The sequence below is a fragment of the Methanoregula formicica SMSP genome (assembly GCF_000327485.1).
Lineage (GTDB): Archaea > Halobacteriota > Methanomicrobia > Methanomicrobiales > Methanospirillaceae > Methanoregula > Methanoregula formicica.
Genome location: NC_019943.1, coordinates 2626081 through 2647021 on the forward strand (window position 1 = coordinate 2626081; position 20941 = coordinate 2647021).

A 20941-nucleotide genomic window follows, 5' to 3' on the forward strand; every position below is an offset into this window, starting at 1 on the left:
TATGAAGATTACGCTTCTTGGCACCGGTGACGCAGTCGGCACTCCCCGTATCGGGTGCAACTGCCTCCAGTGCACCCATGCGCACCGGACCGGTGCGACACGCCTCCGCACATCGCTGTTGATCGAGAACGGGGGAAAGCACCTCCTTGTCGATTCCTCGCCGGACTTACGACAGCAGCTCCTGCGCTGCGGTTCGCCGCATATCGATGCCGTCATCTGGACCCACGGGCACTATGACCACTTCATGGGCTTTGGCGAGTTCTACCGTGTCCAGCAGATCCCCCCGGTCTATGCCGCACCACAGGTCCTCTCGTACTGTAAGGAATTCTTCCGGTTCCTGAATTTCCCGACGTTCCCGGTCGATCCCTACATCCCGTTTACCCTGTTCGGGATCACGATCACCCCCTTCATGGTCAAACACCCCCCGGCATTCACCACCGGGATGCTCTTTGAGACCGGGACCTCGCGGGTGGGGTTCACTTCGGACACCAACCGGGAGATACCGGAAAAGAGCCTCGACCTTCTTTCCGGCCTGGACCTTTTACTGCTCGATGCTCTCGCCCCGTCCCACTACAGCATAGCAAAGCACATGAACTATCTCGATGCCTGTACGCTGGCGGGCGAACTGGCCCCCAAAGAATTCCGGTGCATGCACCTAAGCCACCATATCCCCTGGGACCTCCCGCACACGGCAAAGGACGGGGATACATTCACCTTCCCGTAACCGTCCTTTTAGAAGGGCGATCCGCTAACCCATACCTTAATAGTTTACAGGTGCCCAAACATAGGTGCATGATTGTAAAAGTACTCGCGCTCGAGAAGGACAAGGTGCGGCTCATCATCCAGGGGGAGGGGCACACGTTCATGAACGCCCTTGTTGAGGAGATCTTAAGCGATCCCGACGTTGACGTCGCCCGCTATACCATCGAGTTCCAGTTCTCGGACCCGGAACTGCTCGTCACGACAAAGAACAAGAAGAACCCCCTTCCCATCATCAGGAAAGCCTGCAAGCGGATCACCGGCCACTGCGACGAGATCCTCAAGGGCATCAAGAAGACGAAGGCATAAAAACCGGGTCCTTCCGGAATACTTTTTTCCCGTTACGATTCGTTGATCTTCCGCTGTTTCCGGCCCTTGCCGACAACAATGGCAGAAAGGAAGAGACATCAGTAAAAAAGGTATTGGCCGAAGGTTTATTCTGCCCGTTCGGTAAAGACAATAGACCCCGAGATACGGGAGATCCTGATCTTTACTTTCTGGCCGGGTTTGGAATTTGCCACGTACATGATATACCGGCCCATCTTGACAACCCCGTCGCCCCGCTTCGAGACAGACTGGATCTCGACGTCCATGACCTGCCCCTCTTCGAGGTTCTCCGAGACCGGTTCGGTCCGGGCCTTCCGCTTCCGTATCGGGCGGTGGCTCCCGCAGGCATCGCACCGGAGGAGCGTCACCCGGTCGTCCTTGACGAGCCGGGTATCCGGCTTGCCGCACTCGGAACAGATCACGAAGTCATCGACATAACTCTTGAAGATGGCCTTGATGAGCTGGATCTCGAACTTGCCGTTGAAAATCGCCCGGTTCCCATCGATCTTGCCGCTGGTCCCGAGTTCGCCGAGCAAAAACTTCATCAGGTGGTCGGGATCCCGGCGGACCTTCCCGACGATGTCAGCGAAGTTTTCAAGAACGGTCGTCTTGCCTTCCACATAGGCCTTTGCCTCGGGGACAACAAACCGCTCCGAGGACTCGGTCTTCTCCGTGATGGAGGAGTATGCCTTTTTGAGGAGTTTTTCGTACGGGTCCGTCATAGTGTATATAGAAAGGCGATGGCGGACAAAAAGGCTTTCTCAAATGAAAAAGGAGGTCAGCCGGCCGGCCCGCTGTGACCTGCCCTCATTCCCGGGTGCCGGCACCGGACGGCTGAAGTTCAGGCCGAGGGGAGGTCCTTGACCAGTGTCTCGATCAGTTCGCGGGTCTTCTTCTCGTTCTCGATATCCTTCTGGTGGATGCCGCTATTCCCCACGCATTTCATGCCACGTGCCTCGATCCACTTCTGGAAGACCTCGGCCGTCTGCCCGGGCTTTCCCCCGTGGGTGCAGAACGCCGTTGCGCGCTTACCCTCGCATCCCTTCAGCGTGTCGATAGCCGCATGGATCGCGGGCGTTGGCTTGAAGGCCCAGACCGGCGAGCCGAACACCAGCTGGTCATAGCCCGAGACATCGATGGATCCGGGTTCGACAACGGTCGTCTCCTCCCCGCGGGCCATCTTGCACCGGACCAGAAATCCGGTCAGCCTGCCGTATTCCGTCCTGTCGGTCACCTCGACCAGTTGCCCCCGGCAGGCCTCCGCGATATGCTGGGCCACGTGGCGGGTGTTGCCGCTCTCGCTATGGTAGATGATGCAGACGTTCATTGTGGTAGTATTGGGATCGCCACAAGAAAAAGCATCGATATGTTCGTTGGAAATGTCGGGATGGGAAAAAGAGCGAAGAGGATTATTTTTTGAACCCCAAGGGAACGCGCAAGCGTTCTCCGAGGGGAGAAAAAAGTAATTTCGTGAGAAATCACTTTTTGAACTGGGGCATCATGCCCCGGACTTCCTTTCCTACTTCCTCAATGAGGTGCTCTTCATCCGCTTTGGTAAGGGCATTGAACATCGGGCGGTTGACCATGTTCTCGAGCATCCACTCGCGGGCGAACTGGCCGGTCTGGATCTCTTCGAGGATCTCCTGCATTGCCTCGTAGGCCTCGGGGCCGATGACACGGGGACCGCGGGTGAGGTCGCCGTACTGCGCAGTGTTACTGATGTACTTGCGCATGTTGGTGAGCCCGCCCTCGTAGATGAGGTCAACGATGAGCTTGGTCTCGTGGAGCACTTCAAGGTAGGCCATCTCCGGGGAGTACCCGGCATCGACCAGCGTCTCGAACCCGGCCTTGATAAGGGAGGTCATCCCGCCGCAGAGGACGGCCTGCTCACCGAAGAGATCGGTTTCAGTTTCTTCGCGGAAGCTGGTTTCGAGAACTACGGCGCGGGTTGCGCCGATACCCTTCGCGTATGCGAGCGCGATCTTGTGCGCCTTGCCGGTGTGGTCCTGCTGGACGGCGATGAGCGCGGGAACTCCCTTGCCCTCCTCGTACTGGCGGCGGACCATGAAACCCGGGCCCTTGGGCGCGACCATGATGACATCAACATTTGCGGGGGGCACGATCTGGCCGAAGTGGATGTTGAACCCGTGGGAGAACATGAGGCACTTGTTTTCCGCAAGGTGAGGCAGGATCTCGCTTCTGAACACTGCACCCTGGTGCTCGTCCGGAAGAAGGATCTGAATGATGTCTGCCGCCTTGACCGCATCGGCGACCTTCATCACTTTCATGCCATCCTTCGTTGCGGCGTCCCAGCTCCTGCCGGGGCGCAGGCCGATGACAACGTCGAGCCCGCTGTCCCGTAAGTTCAGCGACTGCCCTCTGCCCTGCGACCCGTAGCCGATCACGGCGATCTTCTTGCCTTTTAAAACGCCGAGGTCAGCATCTGCCTCATAATATTTTTTCATCATAGATGATCCCTTTGATATCAGCAACAAAGCACATAAATATTATATGAAAAAACTAAAGAGACACACGAAAATTTTATGGATGCGATGACCTATTAGCCGCAAAGCATCAGATCAGACCCCTGACAAAGCATTTACCCGTGAACTGCCGGATATCCAGGCCTCTTCGCCCGATGTCCGGATCAACCTTACGAGAGTTGGAGTAAAGAACGTCAAAAAACTCGTTGAAGTGCACCGCACCGGAAAGCGCCCGGTCATCTTCATCTCCAACTTCGATGTCTACGTCGACCTCCCCGGGAGCCTCAAGGGAGCGAACCTCTCGCGCAACTTCGAGGTGATCGACGAGGTCCTCCAGCAGGCAATTGACGGGGACGTCAACCAGATCGAACAGCTCTGCAGCGTTGTTGCCCGGAAACTCCTCGACCGTCATGAGTACGCAGACCGAACGGAAGTCCTGATGCGCAGCGAGTTCATGGTCAAGCGCGAGACCCCGATCAGCAAGACTGCCTGCCATGAGGTCGTCAAGGTACATGCCCGGGCAATCGCCCGGCGAACGTTCCGCGCACCGATCGTGAGAAAGAGCATCGGTGCCGAGGTCACCGGCATGACGGCCTGCCCCTGCGCACAGAACATCATGAAGGAGCGGGCGATGCGGGTCCTCGAAGGCATCGACGTCCCCAAGGACAAGATCGATGCGTTCTTCGCGGAAGTCCCGATGGCCACCCACAACCAGCGCGGCAAGGGTTTCCTGTGTATCGAAACCGATGACGACCAGCATGTTGACCTTGAGCGGGTCATCCACATCTTAAAGGAGTCCATGAGCAGCGGGATCTACGAACTCTTAAAACGCGGCGATGAAGGAGCCGTTGTTCTGGCCGCGCACAAAAATCCCCGGTTCGTGGAGGACTGCGTACGGGAGATGGCACGAAAAGTTCTGGCTGAATTCGAGTACCTGAGCGGGGATTCCGTGGTCACGATCAAGCAGACCAACGAGGAGAGTATCCACCAGCACGATGCCTATGCCGAACGAAAAGCCACGATTGCCGAATTGGTCGATGAATTGAACGGCGAACGGCACGAGAGCGGTTAAAAACTGTAAAATCCTTTTAAAATAATTACAAAGTTAAAAAATTTGCATTTATTTTCGCGTTCGTCTTACTTTTTCGTCGAATATTCCGGAACTCCCTTTTTTTGGCACATGCGGCGAAAATAACGCAGGTTTATGCTTTTTTCCGGCGGGAACACATTTCATAAAGATTATAAAACGGATGGATCAAGATAGAGATGAACGTACTTTGTACGCTCACCAATCTCTAGAGATGAGAGATGTATAGAGTTAATTTTGTACAGAAATTAGAACAACATAACATGAGGCGATAATATTGTCGAAAGTTGTAGAGATTTCCCCAACCACAAGACATGAGGGACACTCCAAGCTGGTGCTCAAGGTCAACGACCAGGGCATCATCGAGACCGGCAACTGGTGTTCCATCACCCCGGTCCGTGGAGTCGAGAAGCTTGCCGTGGGCAAGACCCCCGAGCAGGTCCCCAAGATTGCATCCCGTGTCTGCGGTATCTGTCCGATTGCCCACAACCTCGCGGCTACCGAAGCAATGGAAGCATCCATCAAGTGCGAGATCCCGAAGGACGCACTGATGCTCCGTCACATTCTCCAGCTCGCAAACCGGTGTCACAGCATTGCACTGCACGACATCCTGATCCTGCCCGACCTTTACATCCCGGGCACCGAGACCAAGATCAACCCGTTCACGGCAGAGGAGCCCGTCCGCTCCGTTGCAAAGCGCATCCAGCGCCTCCGTGAGATCGGCCAGACCATCGGCCAGATCGCGGCCGGTGACTGCATCCACCCGCGGAACACCCGCGTCGGTGGTATGTACCGCAATGTCTCGGAACAGGCTAAGACCAAGATGTACGACCTTGCAAAGGAAGGACTTGTCCTTGCCCACCAGCAGGCAGACTTCATGATCGCAGTCCTGCGCAACTACCAGGCCCGCGAGCATGTCGATGTCGGCGGCATGAAGGTCCCGCTCCCCAAGACCCTCGGTTACCACAACCAGGGCTACCTTGCAACCCATGCATTCTACGGATCCTCGAGCCTCGACGAGTGCCCCTCCTGGGACATCCGCCGGTTCAAGGAAGTCCGCCCGTGGGACTGGTATATGGGTGAGATGACTGTCGACCTCGAGGAGCCCCGCTACCCGATCGGCGGAACAACCAAGGTGGGAACCAAGGTCAACCCGCAGATGGAGGCCTGCACCGGCATCCCGATGTACGACGGCCAGCCCGTTGAAGTTGGCCCCCGCGCCCGTCTCGTCACCTACAAGAACTTTGACGAGAAGGGTACCGTTGCCCAGAACATTGCCCGTGAGATGGAGTACCAGGACTGCTTCTACGAGATGATCGACTGCCTTGACGAGCTCAACCCTGCCGGTAAGGTCGTTGCAGACTACATCCCCGACGGCGACGGCACCCTCGGCTGGGCATCCAACGAGGCACCCCGTGGAACCGATGTCCACCTTGCACGCGTCAAGGACTGGAAGGTCCAGTACTTCAGCATGCTCGTCCCGACCACCTGGAACTTTGCGACCTGCAGTGCAGCCCTCCGTGGCGCACCCTGGCAGCTCGCCGAGGTCATCATGCGCGGGTACGACCCGTGTGTCTCATGTGCAACCCACATGATCGTTCTGGACGAAGAAAACAAGGTAGTGGCTCAGAAGCTCATCCAGTGAGTTGCACCTGATGCTGTATTCGGAGATCGTAATCGTGGGGTGCGGAAACCCCCTGTTCGGCGATGACGGCTTCGGCCCCGCTGTGATCGAGGAGATGGAGAAGCTCACACTTCCCGACAATGTAACAATACTGGACGGTGGCGCTGGCGCCCCGCACTTTATTTTTAATTTCCTCGACCCTGAAGTGACGAAGAAGCTTATCGTTGTCGATATTGCCGATTTCAATGCACCACCCGGATCGGTATCGAAGATGTCCGGTAAGGAACTCAAGCCGGGCGCCTACGTGGACCCCCATTCCTGGGACGGTGTCGACCAGCTCTGCCGTATCAAAGACGAGATTGATACGACCGTTGTCCTCTGCCAGCCGGCAAAGGCCATCAAGAAGGGAGATGCCGAGGTCGAGATGGGTCTTTCAGATGAGGTCCAGAGCGCGATCCCGAAAGCAATCCAGGTAGTACTCGCTGAAATTGGAGTGGATTATGGGACTACTATCAATCTTCAAGAAGAAGGACGCGAGCGCAGAGCCGCAAAAGCCCGCTAGCGTAGCATCAAAACCAGCAGAAACTAAAAAGGAGGTTAAGCCTGTGGCAGACAAGATTACATTAGGCTACACCCACCTCAGTGGGTGCACTGGTTGTACTGTAGCATTAGCAGACAACTATGCCGGATTATTAACACTCCTCGACAAGTATGTCGACCTGAAGTATATGCCGACACTTGCAGACGCAAGGCACATCCAGAAGGTCGATGTCTCGTTCGTCGAGGGTTCAGTCTGTATTAACGACAAACTCGCAGTGCAGGAGATCAAGGAGACCCGTGAGAAGTCAGCAATCGTTGTCGCCCTCGGCGGCTGCGCCTGCTACGGCAACATCACCCGGTTCTCCCGTGGCGGCCAGCAGAACCAGCCCGCCCACGAGGCATACCTGCCGATCGGCGACCTGATCAAGGTCGACGTGTTCATCCCCGGATGCGCACCGACCCCCCAGATGATCCGGAACGTCGCGGTCATGGCATACCTGCTCCTCAAGGGAACCAAGGAACAGAAGGACCTCGCAACGGCATTCCTGACCCCGCTGATGAAACTCACGGAGAAGAACGAGGCATGCTTCTGCGAACTGATGACCCAGGTCATCAACCAGGGCCTGTGCATGGGTTGCGGAACCTGTGCGGCAGCCTGCCCGGTCAATGCAATCACGATGGAGTACGGCAAGCCCCAGGGCGAGCGCGACCTGTGCATCAAGTGCGGCGCGTGCTACAGCCAGTGCCCGCGGAGCTTCTTCAGCTTCGACGTGGTTGAGAACTACGAGGCGATCAACGAGGCCATTATGGCGGCACTCCAGTGAAGGTGATTAACATGGGAGCAGAACTCGGTAAATACAAATCAGTCGTCTCAGCCCGGAGCACCGACAAGGAGCTTCTCAAGCACGCCCAGGATGGCGGTATCGTTACCTCACTCTTTGCCTATGCACTCGAAGAGGGCATCATCGACGGCGCCATCGTTGCAGCAAGCAAGGAATTCGCAGCAAAGAACCCCTCCAAGGTCATGCTCGACAACTCGAACTTCGACATGATCGAGCCCTGGAGACCCATCCCGGCGATCGTCAACACCAAGGCTGAGCTGCTTGCAGCAGCAGGTACCAAGTACAACATCAGCCCGAACGTTGCACTCTTAAAGGAGGCAACCCGTGCATTCGGCCTGGACAAGATCGGTATCGTCGGCACCCCGTGCCAGATGCAGGCTGTCCGGAAGGCCCAGCTCTACCCGATCGGGTTCAGGGATGTCGGCGCAAGCATCGCCCTCGCGGTAGGTATCTTCTGCATGGAGAACTTCCCCTACCAGAGCATCCTCCAGCTCGTGGAAGACCACGCTGCGATGAAGCTCGAGTCCGTCAAGAAGATGGAGATCGGCAAGGGCAAGTTCTGGGTATACGGCAAGCGCGGACAGGTCGTCCAGCTTCCGCTCAAGGTGACCCACAAGTACGAGCAGCCCGGCTGCCACGTCTGCCTTGACTATGTTGCAAACCTCGGTGACATCTCCACCGGCTCTGTCGGCAGCCCCGACGGCTGGAGCACCGTCTTTGTCAGGTCCAAGATCGGTGACTCGGTCTGGGCCAAGGCAATGGCAGCAGGCGTCTTCGAGACCCAGCCCATCGAGAAGGTCAAGCCCGGCCTTGAACTCGTGACCAAGCTCGCCAACGAGAAGATCACGAAGAACAAGGCAACCCTCGAGGCTCGCAAGACCTTCGGTGTCGGCAAGGCACTCAGGAACCCCTACATCTAAATTTTTTCTTTTAACGTGGGTTCAAAGAACCCGAGTCATGAGAAGATTCATCAGAATCTTCGAACCGTGTGAAGGTCATCAGGCCCGAATCTGGTATTGACACCATTTCTTGAAGATTTATTCACGCGCGGCATATGATCTCGCGCACCGTTCTTCCGGATCGATTTGGGTAAGGCGATCCTTTTTCAGGGAGGGCCACGCTGTGAGAACGATCCCATCTAAACCGGGAATTCCGATAAGATTCATGAAACTAGTATCTATATCTAGATAATTTCCATTGGATTTCCGCACCCGGAATCCAAACGGCAGGCCGGTTTTTTTCCCGCTGCATACCTGATCGAATGCAGAGAGTGCCGATGCACGATCATCCGGATGAATAAGATCCCCGAAGTGTTGCCCGACGAAGAACCGATCCGGATACCCGAGAATATCTGTTGTTGATGGGGAATTGTAGATAACCCGGCCCTGGTTGTTATAGAAAACAACAAAATCCGATGCATTCTGGATCTCCCGGAAGAGCCGGATCGCGATCTCTGCCAGAGCCTTCTGTGCCAAGTACCGTTCAACTGCTTTTATTATGGTATGCGACAACTCCGCAAACATGACTTTCGGATTGCCGCCTTTCCGGAGATAAGAATCCGCCCCACTTTCAAAAGCCGCCATCGCCAGTTCATCACGATCCTTACCGGAAAACATGATAACCGGAAGTAACGGATATCTGCTACGGATGAGCCGCAGGAATTCGATCCCATCCATAACAGGCATCTGGCAATCGGATATGACGGCATCATATTCCTGATGTCTGAACATATCCAGCGCCTGGCGGGCAGATGTTGCAGTATCGACATGGATCTCCCCAGTCTCCTCAAGGTACAGTTTTGTGAGATCCAGCAGACCCGAATCGTCGTCAACATAAAGAACTGAGATCATCCTGGTACCCGCCCGCATCTGTTTCAGGATGACATTTCCACCAGCAACTCCAAAGCCGTTTTGTGCGGGACTTGATAGTTAATAACAGATCGTTGCCCTGTACGGATTGCGTTAAAAATATTTCAGCAAATTTCATATTACAAGAAAATTCAAGATTATATAATAAAAAGTTTCTCTAAAGGTTCATAAGAATTACAAAAAGAATTAACATATCCATTGCATTCTTACATGAATGCCGCCGATTCAAGGCAAACCAAAAGAACAAATATCGTATAAGTGTCCCCATGACCTGCTACTGAAGATCAACACGGCAATTGAGATGGGAGAATTCGCCTCGCGTAATGATCTCATTACTGCGGCATTGCGCACTTTTTTTGAGAGCCACCCTGCCGACGTGAAGCCCCAGATCGCTGAATGGCTGAATTCCAATGAGGGGAAGGAATACCTGACCTGCCTGATCAATGATATTCTGGACTCACGGGAAAGGTGAGGTTGTAAAAAACCTACAAGAGAGATTACATCAGTTCAAGAAGGTCTCCTCACATTGGTTTACTTTGGATTATTTGAGTTTCTATGAGGAGATCTGTGGATCGGGCACCCGGGCTGATCTTTGCCGCCCCGTTCCGAGACCCAGACCAGTATCGGGATAAGGTACTCGCGGAACTGCCAGCCATCAGGAGTGAGCGAGTACTTCACACTGGGGGGTGAGGTCGCAAGAATGCGTTTGTGCACGAGCCCTGTCCCTTCCAGGCTCTTCAGTGTATCAGACAGGGGCTTGGGGCTGATGCTGCCAAGCTCCTTTTTCAGTTCATTGAATCCCTTTTCGCCCTCATTGCCAAGGATTGCGATGATGAGGAGCGCCCACTTCTTTGCCAGGACATCGAGGAGGCCTGATAGTGGGCAGAAACAGATGTCGGTATGGTCGGGCTGCGATTTCCTCATGAATACTACCTATCTCTCACGGAACGTTTCTGCTCATTAACTATTAAATTGATACTACCTATCGATGCACGACCACCCCCATGAGGAAGAGTACTGCCACAGGGGCCCCCTGCCCAAACGGTCGCTCCTCATTGCCATCGGCCTCACCGCAACGATCTTCTTCGCCGAGGTTGCCGGGGGGCTTCTCTCAGGATCCCTTGCCCTGCTCGGTGACGCAGCACACATGCTCCAGGATGTGGCGGCGCTCCTTCTCTCGCTTGGGGCCATCGTCATCGCCGAGCGGCTGCCCACGCCATCGCGAACATTCGGTTACCACCGCGTGGAGATCGGGGTTGCCGTGGTGAACGGGTTCGCTCTCATTCTCGTGAGCGCCCTGATCATCCGGGAGGCCTACGAGCGGTTTCTCCACCCACAGCCCATCGACAGCGGGATCATGCTCGGCGTTGCGGTGATTGGCCTTGCCGCCAATGTCGTCTCGATGTATTTCCTGCACGGGAGCCATGACCTGAACGTGAAGAGCGCGTTCCTCCACGTGCTCGCCGACACCATCTCCTCGGTTGCCGTGATAGCGGCTGCCCTGTGGATCGCCTTCACCGGCCAGACCCTTGCCGATCCCATCCTCAGTATCGCGATCTCCCTCCTTATCCTGGTATCGTCATTCTCGCTCCTGCGGGAATCCTTCTCCATCCTCCTCCAGTTCGCGCCGCGGGGGATCGATATGGATGAGGTGATCTGGGAGATGGAATCCGTGCCGGGCGTTGATGGCGTTCACAACGTCCATCTCTGGAGTCTCTGTTCGAACATCAATGTGCTCGACGCCCACGTGTACTCCTGCGAGACTGATGTGCGCCGGCTGGATGGGATCAAAGCGGAGATAAAACACCGGCTGGAGAGGTTCCGGATCAAGCATTCGACGCTGGAGTTCGAGTGCCGCGAGTGTGAGGATTGCCGGCTGGTGCGGGAGCTGAGAGACTGACCTCTTGCTCCGGCATACCTTCGCAAGAGGATTGTGGCCAACCGTAGTTGTTCAGAAGAAATTGTTGAGAGGGTTGTTGAGGATCACGGGTTGCATCCAAATGATCCGGCTTGCTGCCCATTGTACCATTTCTCCTTCAACCACAGCGCCACGTTGACAAGCCCGATCAGTACCGGCACCTCAACAAGCGGGCCGATGACGGTGGCAAACGCTGCCGGAGATGCAATGCCAAAGACCGCGATGGCGACCGCGATGGCGAGTTCGAAGTTGTTGGACGCAGCAGTGAACGAGAGCGACGCGGACTTCCCGTAGTCAACGCCGAGGCGCCAGGACATCCAGAAACTGGCAAAGAACATGATGACGAAGTAGATGAGCAGCGGGATCGCGACCCGGACCACGTCAAGCGGGACATTCACGATATACTCGCCCTTGAGTGAGAACATGACAATGATGGTGAAGAGCAGGGCGATAAGCGTGACGGGCGAGATCTTCGGGATGAAGGACTGCTCGTACCATTCCTTCGACTTCACGCGGAGCAGGGCGTACCGCGTTATCATTCCGGCAAGGAACGGGATGCCGAGGTAGATGAAGACGCTGGTCGCGATCTGAAGGATCGTGATGTTCACCGCAGATCCAGCTCCGATACCGAGCAAGGGGGGCAGGTATGTGATGAAGAACCAGGCATACACCGAGTAGAAGAAGACCTGAAAGAGTGAGTTGAGCCCCACGATCGTTGCGCAGTACTCACAGTCGCCCCCGGCAAGGTCGTTCCAGACTATGACCATCGCGATGCACCGGGCGATCCCGACAAGGATCAGGCCGTACATGAAGAGCGGCTGGTCACGGAGGAAGACCACGGCAAGGACGAACATCAGGACCGGGCCCACGACCCAGTTCTGGACAACCGAGAGGCCAAGGACCTTTGTGTCCCGGAAGACATTCCTGAGTTCCTCGTACTTCACCTTCGCGAGCGGCGGGTACATCATGAGGATGAGCCCGATGGCAATCGGGATCGACGTTGTCCCCACCGAGAGGCCGGTGATCATCGCGGGAACCCCGGGCGAGAAGTAGCCGATAGCGATACCGACCGCCATTGCGAGAAAGATCCAGACTGTCAGGTAGCGGTCAAGAAATGCGAGTTGTTTTATTGTTGTCATGGTTTGGTTCACTCCCCGGTTTTCAGGATAGTTTCAAGAATGTCTGCCGCATCCCTTACCATGGCCGGGCATTTCGTGACGAAAATTTCCTCATCCCGCGCCTGCGCATACTCCTCCGGGTTGCTCAGGTTGTACCCGAGCAGCTCCGTGCAGTTGATGGACCCGTTCTTCTTCGTGAACTCAGCGATGAACGCCTGTGTCAGCGCCCGCGTCTTCCCGGTCGCTGCGTCGTCACCTTCCACGCACTTGCCGTACTTCAGACCGATGACCATGATCGCGCCGGAGACCACCCCGCAGATGTTCCCGGTCTTCGATATCCCGGCCCCGAATCCGCAGGCAATCTTCTTTGCCGTATCCGGATCAAGCCCCAGTTCCCCGGAGAACGCGGAGAAGACTGAGGCCGAGCAGGTGAACCTCTTCAGGAACAAGCGGTGTGCATCATCGGCTTTGGACATGTCACTTCTCCGGAATATTGTCCCGGTATTGCATTATAAAGACGCCTCACCGGGCCATCCGCTCTTCGATAACGTTCTCAAGGCCTTCGACAAATGCCTTCACTCCTTCACTGGCTTTTGGGTTTACGGCATTCACCGACCGCACCAGCTCCCGGATATGGAAAAGCCCCGAAACTTCCTTGTCGCAGGTCTTCCCGAGCCGGGGAGCCCGGCAGAAGTGGCAGATCCGAAGACCGTAGTGCCGGAGCTGTTCTTCGCTGATCTGTGTCCCGGGCAGTTCCGCGCTTGCCGCAACGGTAGAGCCACAGGGAGATCCCCGAAGTACCCTGACAGTATCGATTGTTCCGTCGTCACGGATTTTCACATCGAACTGCGGCTTCCCGAATACCTTTGCGAACTCGTTAATCTCTGGTACCCAGGTATTGTCCTCAAGCGAACACATGGTCGGTGGTGCAATGATATCTTCGTTGATCGCCTTTGCCTGCCGGAGGAACCCGGGGCCGAAACTGACGCCAAGGATAACCGGCTTTTTCTTCCCGATGACCGCGAGCGCGACATCCGGGTGGCGGACATAGGAGATGTAGAGATCGCACTCCGGAAGGGCGAGTTCGATATCATCGGCAATCGGGCTCTGGATGAAAGGCGCCGGTATCCATTCCGTGGGGAACTTCTCTTTTATGATCTCGAATGCCCGGTCGCCAAACTTCCCATCGCTTACAATACCGATCTTCACAGATATTCACCTCACCCCGCAAATGAACCGTAGATCAACCCGGCAATCGTGCAGAAGAACACGATCAGCAGCACATAGGCGATGGTCTGCTTTGTCCCCATGAACTTCCGGACCACGAGGATGCTTGGCAGGGAGATGACCGGGTCCGCGAGCACGTACGCAAGCAGCGGCCCCTTTGCCATACCGAGGTCAAGGAACATCTTTGCCATCGGTACCTCAACGAGTGTCGGGAAGTACATGAAGGTCCCGAAAAGCACGGCGATCAGGTTAGCCATGACCGTATTATCACCAAGATACAGGCCGAGGAAGTCCTTCGGCAGCAGGGCGCTGATAATCCCGGCGGCGAAGATGCCGATGAAGAGCAGGGGGAAGATCTTCTTCATGAATGACCAGGTCTCCTCCAGCCATGCCTTCTGCTCATCCTTCGAGAACCATTTCCGTGCCTCGATCACGATCAGGAGGATGAGGAACGGGAGGAGGAGGAACCGGAGCGGGATGCCGATAAGACGGTTCTCCATGAAGATCGCCCAGGTGCCGGCGAAGAGGATAGCAACCAGTGTCGCGATAAACAGGACAACGTGCTTCTGGCTCTTCCCGCTCTCCGGTATATCGGCCGGACCGCACGCGCAGGCAATGGGGGCCGGCGCCGATGTGGTCGTTTCGGAAAAGAGCTTCGAGATGATCAGCCCGATCATGATGGCGAACGTGACGGAGAGGACGATACGGGCGATGGCAAAGTCAGCCCCGATCACGCTCCAGGTGAATGCAACGGCGAGGATATTGGTTGCCGGAGCCGTGTAAAGAAAGGCGATGGCCGGCCCGATACCCGCACCTTTCTTCTTGATCCCGGCAAAGAGCGGGAGGATTGTGCAGGAGCAGACCGCGAGGAGGAGCCCCCCGATGACCGCGACCGGGTATGCCTTGTATGCCGGCGACTTTTCTCCAAGATACTTCGTGATCGCGTCCTTGTTCAGCAGGGCATTGATTGCGCCTGCGATGAAGAACGCGGGGATGAGGCAGGTGAGGACGTGCGCCGAGAGATAATCGACAAGTGCCGCGATTCCCCCGGTAACACCGGTCAGGATCAGGTCTTCGTACACGATGTGATGCTCCCATTGTCCAGGATCGCCCTGACAACTTTTTCGATCTCCTCGAACCGGACTTCGGCCATACCATTCTTCTCAATCCCCAGTTCGGTGGCGATGATGTGGATATCCGGTTCAAGGCCTGCAGCGGAGAGTTTTTTGGTTGCACAACAATCCGTACACCCGTCGATGACGATGAGACGGTCAGATCCAGCCGCCTCTGTCCGCAGGGATTCTGCAGACTGCTTGCAGTTCATGCACTGGAACATTCCCGGCTTTCGCTGCATCACGATCATCCCGGCCTGTGTCGTGAGTTTTCCGGTATTGGATACGCCGGAACAGGTTACCAGTGCAGATGTCATGATCTCCCCCTCCGTTAACAGGTCCCGCTGCACCCGCAGCCGCACCCGTTCTCCTCCCCACCGGACTTCTTATCGGAAGGTACGACATTCTTTACGCGCCCCTCGCCCTTCCAGCAGGCGGAAACAACCTTCTCGATGTCTCCATCGGTGTAATTCTTCGAAGGGCCCTTTGCGATTCCCATCTCGGTCAGGACCAGGTGCTGGCCCGCAGCAACACCCTGTGCCCCGGCAATCTTCTTTGCGCAGAGCATCGGGCAGCCGTCAAGGACAACGACTTCATCCGCACTGAGGGTATTCGCAATCAGGTTCTCTGCACCGATCCCGAGCAGGGCAAGGCAGGCGATGCTGCCATACCCCTCTTCGGTCAGCTGCAGCGCTGCAAGGTTTGTCAATTCTCCGACATTCGCCTGTCCCGCACAGGGAAAGATGATCCGCTTCGGTTCGTTCGCCCCGCAGGAGCAGGTTGGTTTCCCGGTCATGGTATCACTCCATCAGCATTTTCTTGATCTCGTTCACATCAGGAACCCGGCCTTCCGCCCGCACTTCGCCATTGATGAAAAGCGCTGGTGTCATCATCACGCCCCGGTCAACGATCACGTCGATGTCATCGACCTTGATGACCTCTGCGTTCATCTTCAGTTCATCCACTGCCTGTTCAGCATTCGAAAGGAGCCGCTTGCATTTCGCGCAGCCGGTCCCGAGCACTTCAATTTTTGTCATGGTCTTTTTCACCGTCATTGTTCATTGTTCGTTCTTTTTAGTCACGTTCCTGTACTCTTCCATGAGTGCTTCGGCGTAGTGGTTCTCGACCGCGGGCGGGACGTAGTTGTACACATTCACCCGTTTCATGAGCGCCTCGCGAATCGCGGTCTCGCTGGTCAGGCCCTCTGCCCTGACAGCGGCAATGCTCTGATCAAGCATCGTGATCCCGGTCATGATGCCGTTGATCTTCACCTGACGGATTCGCCGGAGAGCATCCGCAGCGCAGCACGGTTTGTCTTCGTTTTCCATCTCCGTTGCTCCGGAACATATTCCGATATTTCAAATTTTGTTGAAATAGCATGCACAGGGCAAGGTTATATATCTTGTTATTTCAGATTATTTTGAAATGAAACGTGTGACCGCATCCTGCTGCAGTCCGAAACGGAGGAGTGCTCCTGATTATGAAGAGATGGAGATCCCCGAGCAGATCCAGAAAGATCTCGAAGCGTGCGGAGGTTTTGAAGCGCTCACCAGGAGCATTCCCGCGCGATCGGAACTCGAAGAAGAGGCCAGGATCCATCACGCGCTCGCTGACCCGCTCCGCCTTACGATTCTCTATCTCATCAGGGATCAGCCGCTCTGCGTTTGCGTCATTAACCGGTTCATGCGCCTGGCAAACTCCAAGCTGTCCTATCATCTCACGATCTTAAAGGAAAGCGGCCTGATCGAAGGCGAAAGCCACGGGAACTGGATCATTTATTCCATCACCGGACGCGGGCGCCGGTTGATGCAATGCACAGAGAACGCGGGAAAATAAAAAAAAATTTTGCAGGAATCAGTTCACGGCACCGGCAATCGTTCTGAGAACCGGAATTTTCTTCTCATCGATCTTGTAGATCTTGTGGTTCGAGCAGTTTCATGAGCCGGTTCAGTTCTTCAACACGGGATCCCGTGATCTCAGCCTTCTCCTGCGCGAGTTCGTCCTCCCAGTCGCTCCGGAGGGGGCAGTCGGCAGGGCAGCAGCGGGCAGCAAACCTGGTGGCCCACCGGCTCAGAGCGGACTCCACCGTACGGATCTGCCTGGGCGGGGCCTTCACGAAAGATACCGGCCAGCGGAACCTCGTGCGCCGGGCGGAGAGGGTCATCGCCATCGAAGGGTGCTTCATCAACTGTTCGTCGCGGATGATGCAGGGCGTCCTGCCGGACCTGAAGCCGGAGATCGTCCGGGCCGATCTCATCTACAATCTCGACCTGCCGTTCGGGATCGATGAGGTGCCGGATGAGATGTTCACCATCTATGCCCACCAGATAGCGGAGCAGGTGGTCAGGAACTACCTGAGCGGATCCCCGGCATCGAATCCCTGCAAGAGTCCCGGGTGCGGGAGATGGGGGACTGAGTTGGGCGGGTTATCGTCGTAAACACGGGATCTTCCCGCGAGTCAGACTGCCCAAAACAAAATCCATTTTAATCGTTCCGTTTTCGAATCAGAGGCCATTTTGGAGAATCGGTTTCCGTAGGATCGCACTTTTTGGCGAATTGGAGTACAGCGATTTGGAACGGGAGGGTTTTTGGAGATATTTCCCCCTACAGAGGCTGATATTGCCCCGGAAAAATGACAGTATAGGAACTCCCGGTTTGAGGATCTGGCTGGGATCGGGAGAGTGAGGGTGCAGGGCACTGGTGGATCCCATTTCCCTGAATCAGTATGTCCAATTTCAATCCACACTCCCGCAGGGGGAGTGCCACATTTTAGGGAATTGTTGCAGGCGTTGATCAACATTTCAATCCACACCCCTGCTAAGGGAGTGACCACGCGATCAGGTAATTCATAATCGGCCCGATAATATTTCAATCCACACTCCCGCGAAGGGAGTGACTTATGGCGGTCGTTCATGTGACGAGTGCCGAAGATTTCAACCCACACTCCCGCGAAGGGAGTGACTATTTTTTCAAATCTGTTGCGTGTAGATCCGGGGATTTCAACCCACACTCCCGCGAAGGGAGTGACTCGATTCTCGGGGCATGGTCAGGGAAGTGGGGAATTTCAACCCACACTCCCGCGAAGGGAGTGACTTCACCGATCCGCCATACGTCAAGGAGCTCTATATTTCAACCCACACTCCCGCGAAGGGAGTGACCACCGTCCTTCTCTCCCATCACGACAAGCGCCTGATTTCAACCCACACTCCCGCGAAGGGAGTGACTCCGGAATACAGCACAGTGCCCCCGGTACTATCCATTTCAACCCACACTCCCGCGAAGGGAGTGACTAGGAGATGACCCTAGAATATGGGCTTTTGATATTTCAACCCACACTCCCGCGAAGGGAGTGACTTCAGGAGTCGTTCCCGTACCGGCAGGTTTGTTCAATTTCAACCCACACTCCCGCGAAGGGAGTGACTGTCGAGCCACGACCGGACCAACAGGTAACCCGTATTTCAACCCACACTCCCGCGAAGGGAGTGACTTGCATCGCCCTTTGTTTCAATGGCGATGGAATATTTCAACCCACACTCCCGCGAAGGGAGTGACGCTATTCGTGAACCACCTTTTATTGATGGACCAATTTCAACCCACACTCCCGCGAAGGGAGTGACTGCCCCGCTCGTCAATGACCATCCCGTTGGAAAATTTCAACCCACACTCCCGCGAAGGGAGTGACTCCTGGTTTGACCGCAGTTTATCGTATTCTGGAAATTTCAACCCACACTCCCGCGAAGGGAGTGACTGCAAATGGCAGAGTATACCGAAAGATCGATGCAATTTCAACCCACACTCCCGCGAAGGGAGTGACTTCTTTCAAGCAGGGGATTTTATGGAGCTCTGTATTTCAACCCACACTCCCGCGAAGGGAGTGACTCAGCATGTCGGGGAGTTCCAGTTCAACCTCATAATTTCAACCCACACTCCCGCGAAGGGAGTGACCTTTCGCTTCCGTGGATCTCAACTTCCCGAGGCATATTTCAACCCACACTCCCGCGAAGGGAGTGACGAAAAAATGTGTATGTGCATAATGGGTACTCTGTATTTCAACCCACACTCCCGCGAAGGGAGTGACCGCCTTTGTGTACATCGCGAACCCGAAAGAATCATGATTTCAACCCACACTCCCGCGAAGGGAGTGACTATTTTTTAACCTTCACCGTTACGCGATCGCGGAATTTCAACCCACACTCCCGCGAAGGGAGTGACATTTTCAGGAGATGAAAGTACATGGTTAACGTAAAATTTCAACCCACACTCCCGCGAAGGGAGTGACAGATATAGATAATAAATCTGCACAATGAATTAAAATTTCAACCCACACTCCCGCGAAGGGAGTGACTCATCAATCATAATATCACCCAAACATATTACAATTTCAACCCACACTCCCGCGAAGGGAGTGACCCTTCGACGGGATGCAGTCCGGTGTCGTGTATATTTCAACCCACACTCCCGCGAAGGGAGTGACGGATCAACCTTTCCCCCGCAAAGCCTGCAGCGGATTTCAACCCACACTCCCGCGAAGGGAGTGACTTTTGATCACAGAGATATTTTTTAGACATCTGGAATTTCAACCCACACTCCCGCGAAGGGAGTGACTTCGTATGGTGGGGATGGCTTGTCATGCCGATAATTTCAACCCACACTCCCGCGAAGGGAGTGACCCCCATCGCAGTTTTCATCCCGGTCGCAAACTCTATTTCAACCCACACTCCCGCGAAGGGAGTGACTCAGATGGACCGCCCCCTCCAATTGACGTAATAATTTCAACCCACACTCCCGCGAAGGGAGTGACGCATTACCCGCCCCGGAGAGGTTCGAGCTCGATATTTCAACCCACACTCCCGCGAAGGGAGTGACAGGTCCGGCCCCATCGTCCGGGCCGCATTCGTCCGATTTCAACCCACACTCCCGCGAAGGGAGTGACGTTTCAGATCCCAGATCCGTTCATAGACTTTCGATTTCAACCCACACTCCCGCGAAGGGAGTGACGGATTGCTGCGAAGGGTGCCTTGAAAGAGTGCAGATTTCAACCCACACTCCCGCGAAGGGAGTGACGCCGTACGTGCCCGCCATGTACATCAGGAGCTTATTTCAACCCACACTCCCGCGAAGGGAGTGACTATGCGTCCCTGATCTTTTTCTTGTATCCTCCCTATTTCAACCCACACTCCCGCGAAGGGAGTGACCGCTTTCCTCGGTGGAATGCGGAAAAGGATGTGTATTTCAACCCACACTCCCGCGAAGGGAGTGACTCCACATATTGTCTGGTGTACTCATGGGAGATTATTTCAACCCACACTCCCGCGAAGGGAGTGACCCATTTTGCACACCTGTCTTTTGTTCGTCGATCAATTTCAACCCACACTCCCGCGAAGGGAGTGACTTTGCCAGCACCCGGGCCACGTCTGCATCTCGCAATTTCAACCCACACTCCCGCGAAGGGAGTGACTTGGCATTACTCCCGATTCAAATAACATTATCAAATTTCAACCCACACTCCCGCGAAGGGAGTGACCTGCAATGTTTCAAAGGTTGTTAGCCTTATGCAATTTCAACCCACACTCCCGCGAAGGGAGTGACATTGCGCTTTGCATCTCCCTGTATGCTACACTTTATTTCAACCCACACTCCCGCGAAGGGAGTGACTTAACGGTTTAGTAGATGCAACGCTATCTGTAATTTCAACCCACACTCCCGCGAAGGGAGTGACCTTTTTACTGGTTGTCATGACAATCTTTGTAATCAGATTTCAACCCACACTCCCGCGAAGGGAGTGACTTAAATATGTTGTACTAGAATCAATCTCTATAATTTCAACCCACACTCCCGCGAAGGGAGTGACCAGTGTTTCAAAGCTCTGGATCGTGCCGTGGAAGAATTTCAACCCACACTCCCGCGAAGGGAGTGACCTGCAATGTTTCAAAGGTTGTTAGCCTTACGCAATTTCAACCCACACTCCCGCGAAGGGAGTGACGTTACCATTCTTTTTCATCTCCTGCTCTAATATAAATTTCAACCCACACTCCC

Annotated in this window: 24 protein-coding genes and 1 CRISPR repeat array (1 of these 25 cut by a window edge); of the genes, 11 read left to right on the forward strand and 13 right to left on the reverse strand. The window is 55.1% G+C overall.

Features of this window, described 5'->3' with window-relative positions; genetic code table 11:
• Position 1 precedes the first annotated feature (1 nt).
• Both METFOR_RS13205 and METFOR_RS13210 read left to right on the forward strand, forming a co-directional pair.
• Positions 2 to 724 carry an MBL fold metallo-hydrolase gene (locus tag METFOR_RS13205; RefSeq protein ID WP_015286654.1) on the forward strand — a complete coding sequence of 241 codons (723 nt, stop codon included), beginning with the start codon at positions 2 to 4 and terminating at the stop codon, positions 722 to 724.
• A 68-nt stretch (positions 725 to 792) separates the two neighbouring features.
• Positions 793 to 1068 carry a DNA-directed RNA polymerase subunit L gene (locus tag METFOR_RS13210; protein ID WP_015286655.1) on the forward strand — a complete coding sequence of 92 codons (276 nt, stop codon included), beginning with the start codon at positions 793 to 795 and terminating at the stop codon, positions 1066 to 1068.
• Positions 1069 to 1193: 125 nt separating this feature from the next.
• On the opposite strand, the gene METFOR_RS13215 is transcribed toward METFOR_RS13210, so the two are convergent.
• The 3 genes from METFOR_RS13215 to ilvC form a co-directional block, all read right to left on the reverse strand.
• Positions 1194 to 1808: a translation initiation factor IF-2 subunit beta gene (locus METFOR_RS13215; protein ID WP_015286656.1), complete on the reverse strand. Its 615-nt coding sequence runs from the start codon at positions 1806 to 1808 to the stop codon at positions 1194 to 1196.
• Between the two features lie 119 nt (positions 1809 to 1927).
• On the reverse strand, positions 1928 to 2413 hold the full coding sequence (locus tag METFOR_RS13220; RefSeq protein WP_015286657.1) for a flavodoxin family protein: 486 nt from the start codon (positions 2411 to 2413) through the stop codon (positions 1928 to 1930).
• 151 nt (positions 2414 to 2564) lie between these two features.
• Positions 2565 to 3554 carry a ketol-acid reductoisomerase gene (gene ilvC / locus METFOR_RS13225; protein ID WP_015286658.1) on the reverse strand — a complete coding sequence of 330 codons (990 nt, stop codon included), beginning with the start codon at positions 3552 to 3554 and terminating at the stop codon, positions 2565 to 2567.
• Between the two features lie 91 nt (positions 3555 to 3645).
• On the opposite strand from ilvC, the gene mptA reads away from it, so the two are divergent.
• From mptA to frhB, 5 genes are all read left to right on the forward strand, one after another.
• A complete protein-coding gene (gene mptA / locus METFOR_RS13230) occupies positions 3646 to 4641 on the forward strand; it encodes a GTP cyclohydrolase MptA (protein ID WP_015286659.1) in 996 nt (331 codons plus the stop codon).
• A 292-nt stretch (positions 4642 to 4933) separates the two neighbouring features.
• Positions 4934 to 6301: a coenzyme F420 hydrogenase subunit alpha gene (frhA, locus tag METFOR_RS13235; protein ID WP_015286660.1), complete on the forward strand. Its 1368-nt coding sequence runs from the start codon at positions 4934 to 4936 to the stop codon at positions 6299 to 6301.
• Between the two features lie 10 nt (positions 6302 to 6311).
• A complete protein-coding gene (frhD, locus tag METFOR_RS13240; RefSeq protein WP_015286661.1) occupies positions 6312 to 6842 on the forward strand; it encodes a coenzyme F420-reducing hydrogenase, FrhD protein in 531 nt (176 codons plus the stop codon).
• A gap of 43 nt (positions 6843 to 6885) precedes the next feature.
• Positions 6886 to 7644, forward strand: coding sequence for a coenzyme F420 hydrogenase subunit gamma (frhG, locus tag METFOR_RS13245; protein WP_199483994.1), 759 nt, complete (start codon positions 6886 to 6888; stop codon positions 7642 to 7644).
• An 11-nt stretch (positions 7645 to 7655) separates the two neighbouring features.
• On the forward strand, positions 7656 to 8582 hold the full coding sequence (gene frhB, locus METFOR_RS13250; protein WP_015286663.1) for a coenzyme F420 hydrogenase subunit beta: 927 nt from the start codon (positions 7656 to 7658) through the stop codon (positions 8580 to 8582).
• A gap of 117 nt (positions 8583 to 8699) precedes the next feature.
• Here the strand turns inward: frhB and METFOR_RS14725 are convergent, their stop codons facing one another.
• Positions 8700 to 9512 carry a response regulator gene (locus METFOR_RS14725; RefSeq protein WP_015286664.1) on the reverse strand — a complete coding sequence of 271 codons (813 nt, stop codon included), beginning with the start codon at positions 9510 to 9512 and terminating at the stop codon, positions 8700 to 8702.
• A gap of 232 nt (positions 9513 to 9744) precedes the next feature.
• On the opposite strand from METFOR_RS14725, the gene METFOR_RS13260 reads away from it, so the two are divergent.
• Positions 9745 to 10002: a ribbon-helix-helix domain-containing protein gene (locus METFOR_RS13260; RefSeq protein ID WP_015286665.1), complete on the forward strand. Its 258-nt coding sequence runs from the start codon at positions 9745 to 9747 to the stop codon at positions 10000 to 10002.
• A gap of 59 nt (positions 10003 to 10061) precedes the next feature.
• Here METFOR_RS13260 and METFOR_RS13265 read toward each other — a convergent pair whose 3' ends face one another.
• On the reverse strand, positions 10062 to 10454 hold the full coding sequence (locus METFOR_RS13265) for a winged helix-turn-helix transcriptional regulator (protein WP_015286666.1): 393 nt from the start codon (positions 10452 to 10454) through the stop codon (positions 10062 to 10064).
• A 64-nt stretch (positions 10455 to 10518) separates the two neighbouring features.
• On the opposite strand from METFOR_RS13265, the gene METFOR_RS13270 reads away from it, so the two are divergent.
• Complete coding sequence (locus METFOR_RS13270) at positions 10519 to 11430, forward strand: cation diffusion facilitator family transporter (protein ID WP_015286667.1); 912 nt, start codon at positions 10519 to 10521, stop codon at positions 11428 to 11430.
• Positions 11431 to 11513: 83 nt separating this feature from the next.
• Here the strand turns inward: METFOR_RS13270 and arsB are convergent, their stop codons facing one another.
• From arsB to METFOR_RS13310, 8 genes are read right to left on the reverse strand one after another with little or no spacing between them, the layout of a single operon-like run.
• The gene (arsB, locus tag METFOR_RS13275) at positions 11514 to 12587 is read right to left on the reverse strand and encodes an ACR3 family arsenite efflux transporter (protein WP_015286668.1); all 1074 of its coding nucleotides are present in this window, start codon (positions 12585 to 12587) and stop codon (positions 11514 to 11516) included.
• An 8-nt stretch (positions 12588 to 12595) separates the two neighbouring features.
• Complete coding sequence (locus METFOR_RS13280) at positions 12596 to 13042, reverse strand: C-GCAxxG-C-C family protein (protein WP_015286669.1); 447 nt, start codon at positions 13040 to 13042, stop codon at positions 12596 to 12598.
• A 46-nt stretch (positions 13043 to 13088) separates the two neighbouring features.
• Positions 13089 to 13775 carry a DUF166 family protein gene (locus METFOR_RS13285; RefSeq protein ID WP_015286670.1) on the reverse strand — a complete coding sequence of 229 codons (687 nt, stop codon included), beginning with the start codon at positions 13773 to 13775 and terminating at the stop codon, positions 13089 to 13091.
• 11 nt (positions 13776 to 13786) lie between these two features.
• A complete protein-coding gene (locus METFOR_RS13290; RefSeq protein ID WP_015286671.1) occupies positions 13787 to 14875 on the reverse strand; it encodes a permease in 1089 nt (362 codons plus the stop codon).
• Positions 14860 to 15222, reverse strand: coding sequence for a putative zinc-binding protein (locus tag METFOR_RS13295; protein WP_048111426.1), 363 nt, complete (start codon positions 15220 to 15222; stop codon positions 14860 to 14862). The genes METFOR_RS13290 and METFOR_RS13295 overlap by 16 nt, the downstream gene beginning before the upstream one ends.
• A 14-nt stretch (positions 15223 to 15236) precedes the next feature.
• Positions 15237 to 15701 carry a putative zinc-binding protein gene (locus METFOR_RS13300; RefSeq protein WP_015286673.1) on the reverse strand — a complete coding sequence of 155 codons (465 nt, stop codon included), beginning with the start codon at positions 15699 to 15701 and terminating at the stop codon, positions 15237 to 15239.
• 4 nt (positions 15702 to 15705) lie between these two features.
• Entirely contained in the window at positions 15706 to 15942 is a 237-nt protein-coding gene (locus tag METFOR_RS13305) for a thioredoxin family protein (RefSeq protein WP_048111428.1), read from the reverse strand.
• Positions 15943 to 15963: 21 nt separating this feature from the next.
• On the reverse strand, positions 15964 to 16233 hold the full coding sequence (locus tag METFOR_RS13310; RefSeq protein WP_015286675.1) for a hypothetical protein: 270 nt from the start codon (positions 16231 to 16233) through the stop codon (positions 15964 to 15966).
• A 97-nt stretch (positions 16234 to 16330) separates the two neighbouring features.
• On the opposite strand from METFOR_RS13310, the gene METFOR_RS13315 reads away from it, so the two are divergent.
• Both METFOR_RS13315 and METFOR_RS13320 read left to right on the forward strand, forming a co-directional pair.
• Positions 16331 to 16741 (forward strand): ArsR/SmtB family transcription factor, encoded by a 411-nt coding sequence (locus METFOR_RS13315; protein ID WP_015286676.1) that lies wholly within the window; start codon positions 16331 to 16333, stop codon positions 16739 to 16741.
• A gap of 101 nt (positions 16742 to 16842) precedes the next feature.
• A complete protein-coding gene (locus METFOR_RS13320) occupies positions 16843 to 17343 on the forward strand; it encodes a putative zinc-binding protein (RefSeq protein WP_015286677.1) in 501 nt (166 codons plus the stop codon).
• Between the two features lie 294 nt (positions 17344 to 17637).
• Positions 17638 to 20941: a CRISPR direct-repeat array (repeat unit 32 nt; unit sequence ATTTCAACCCACACTCCCGCGAAGGGAGTGAC) (it continues 1470 nt past the right edge of the window).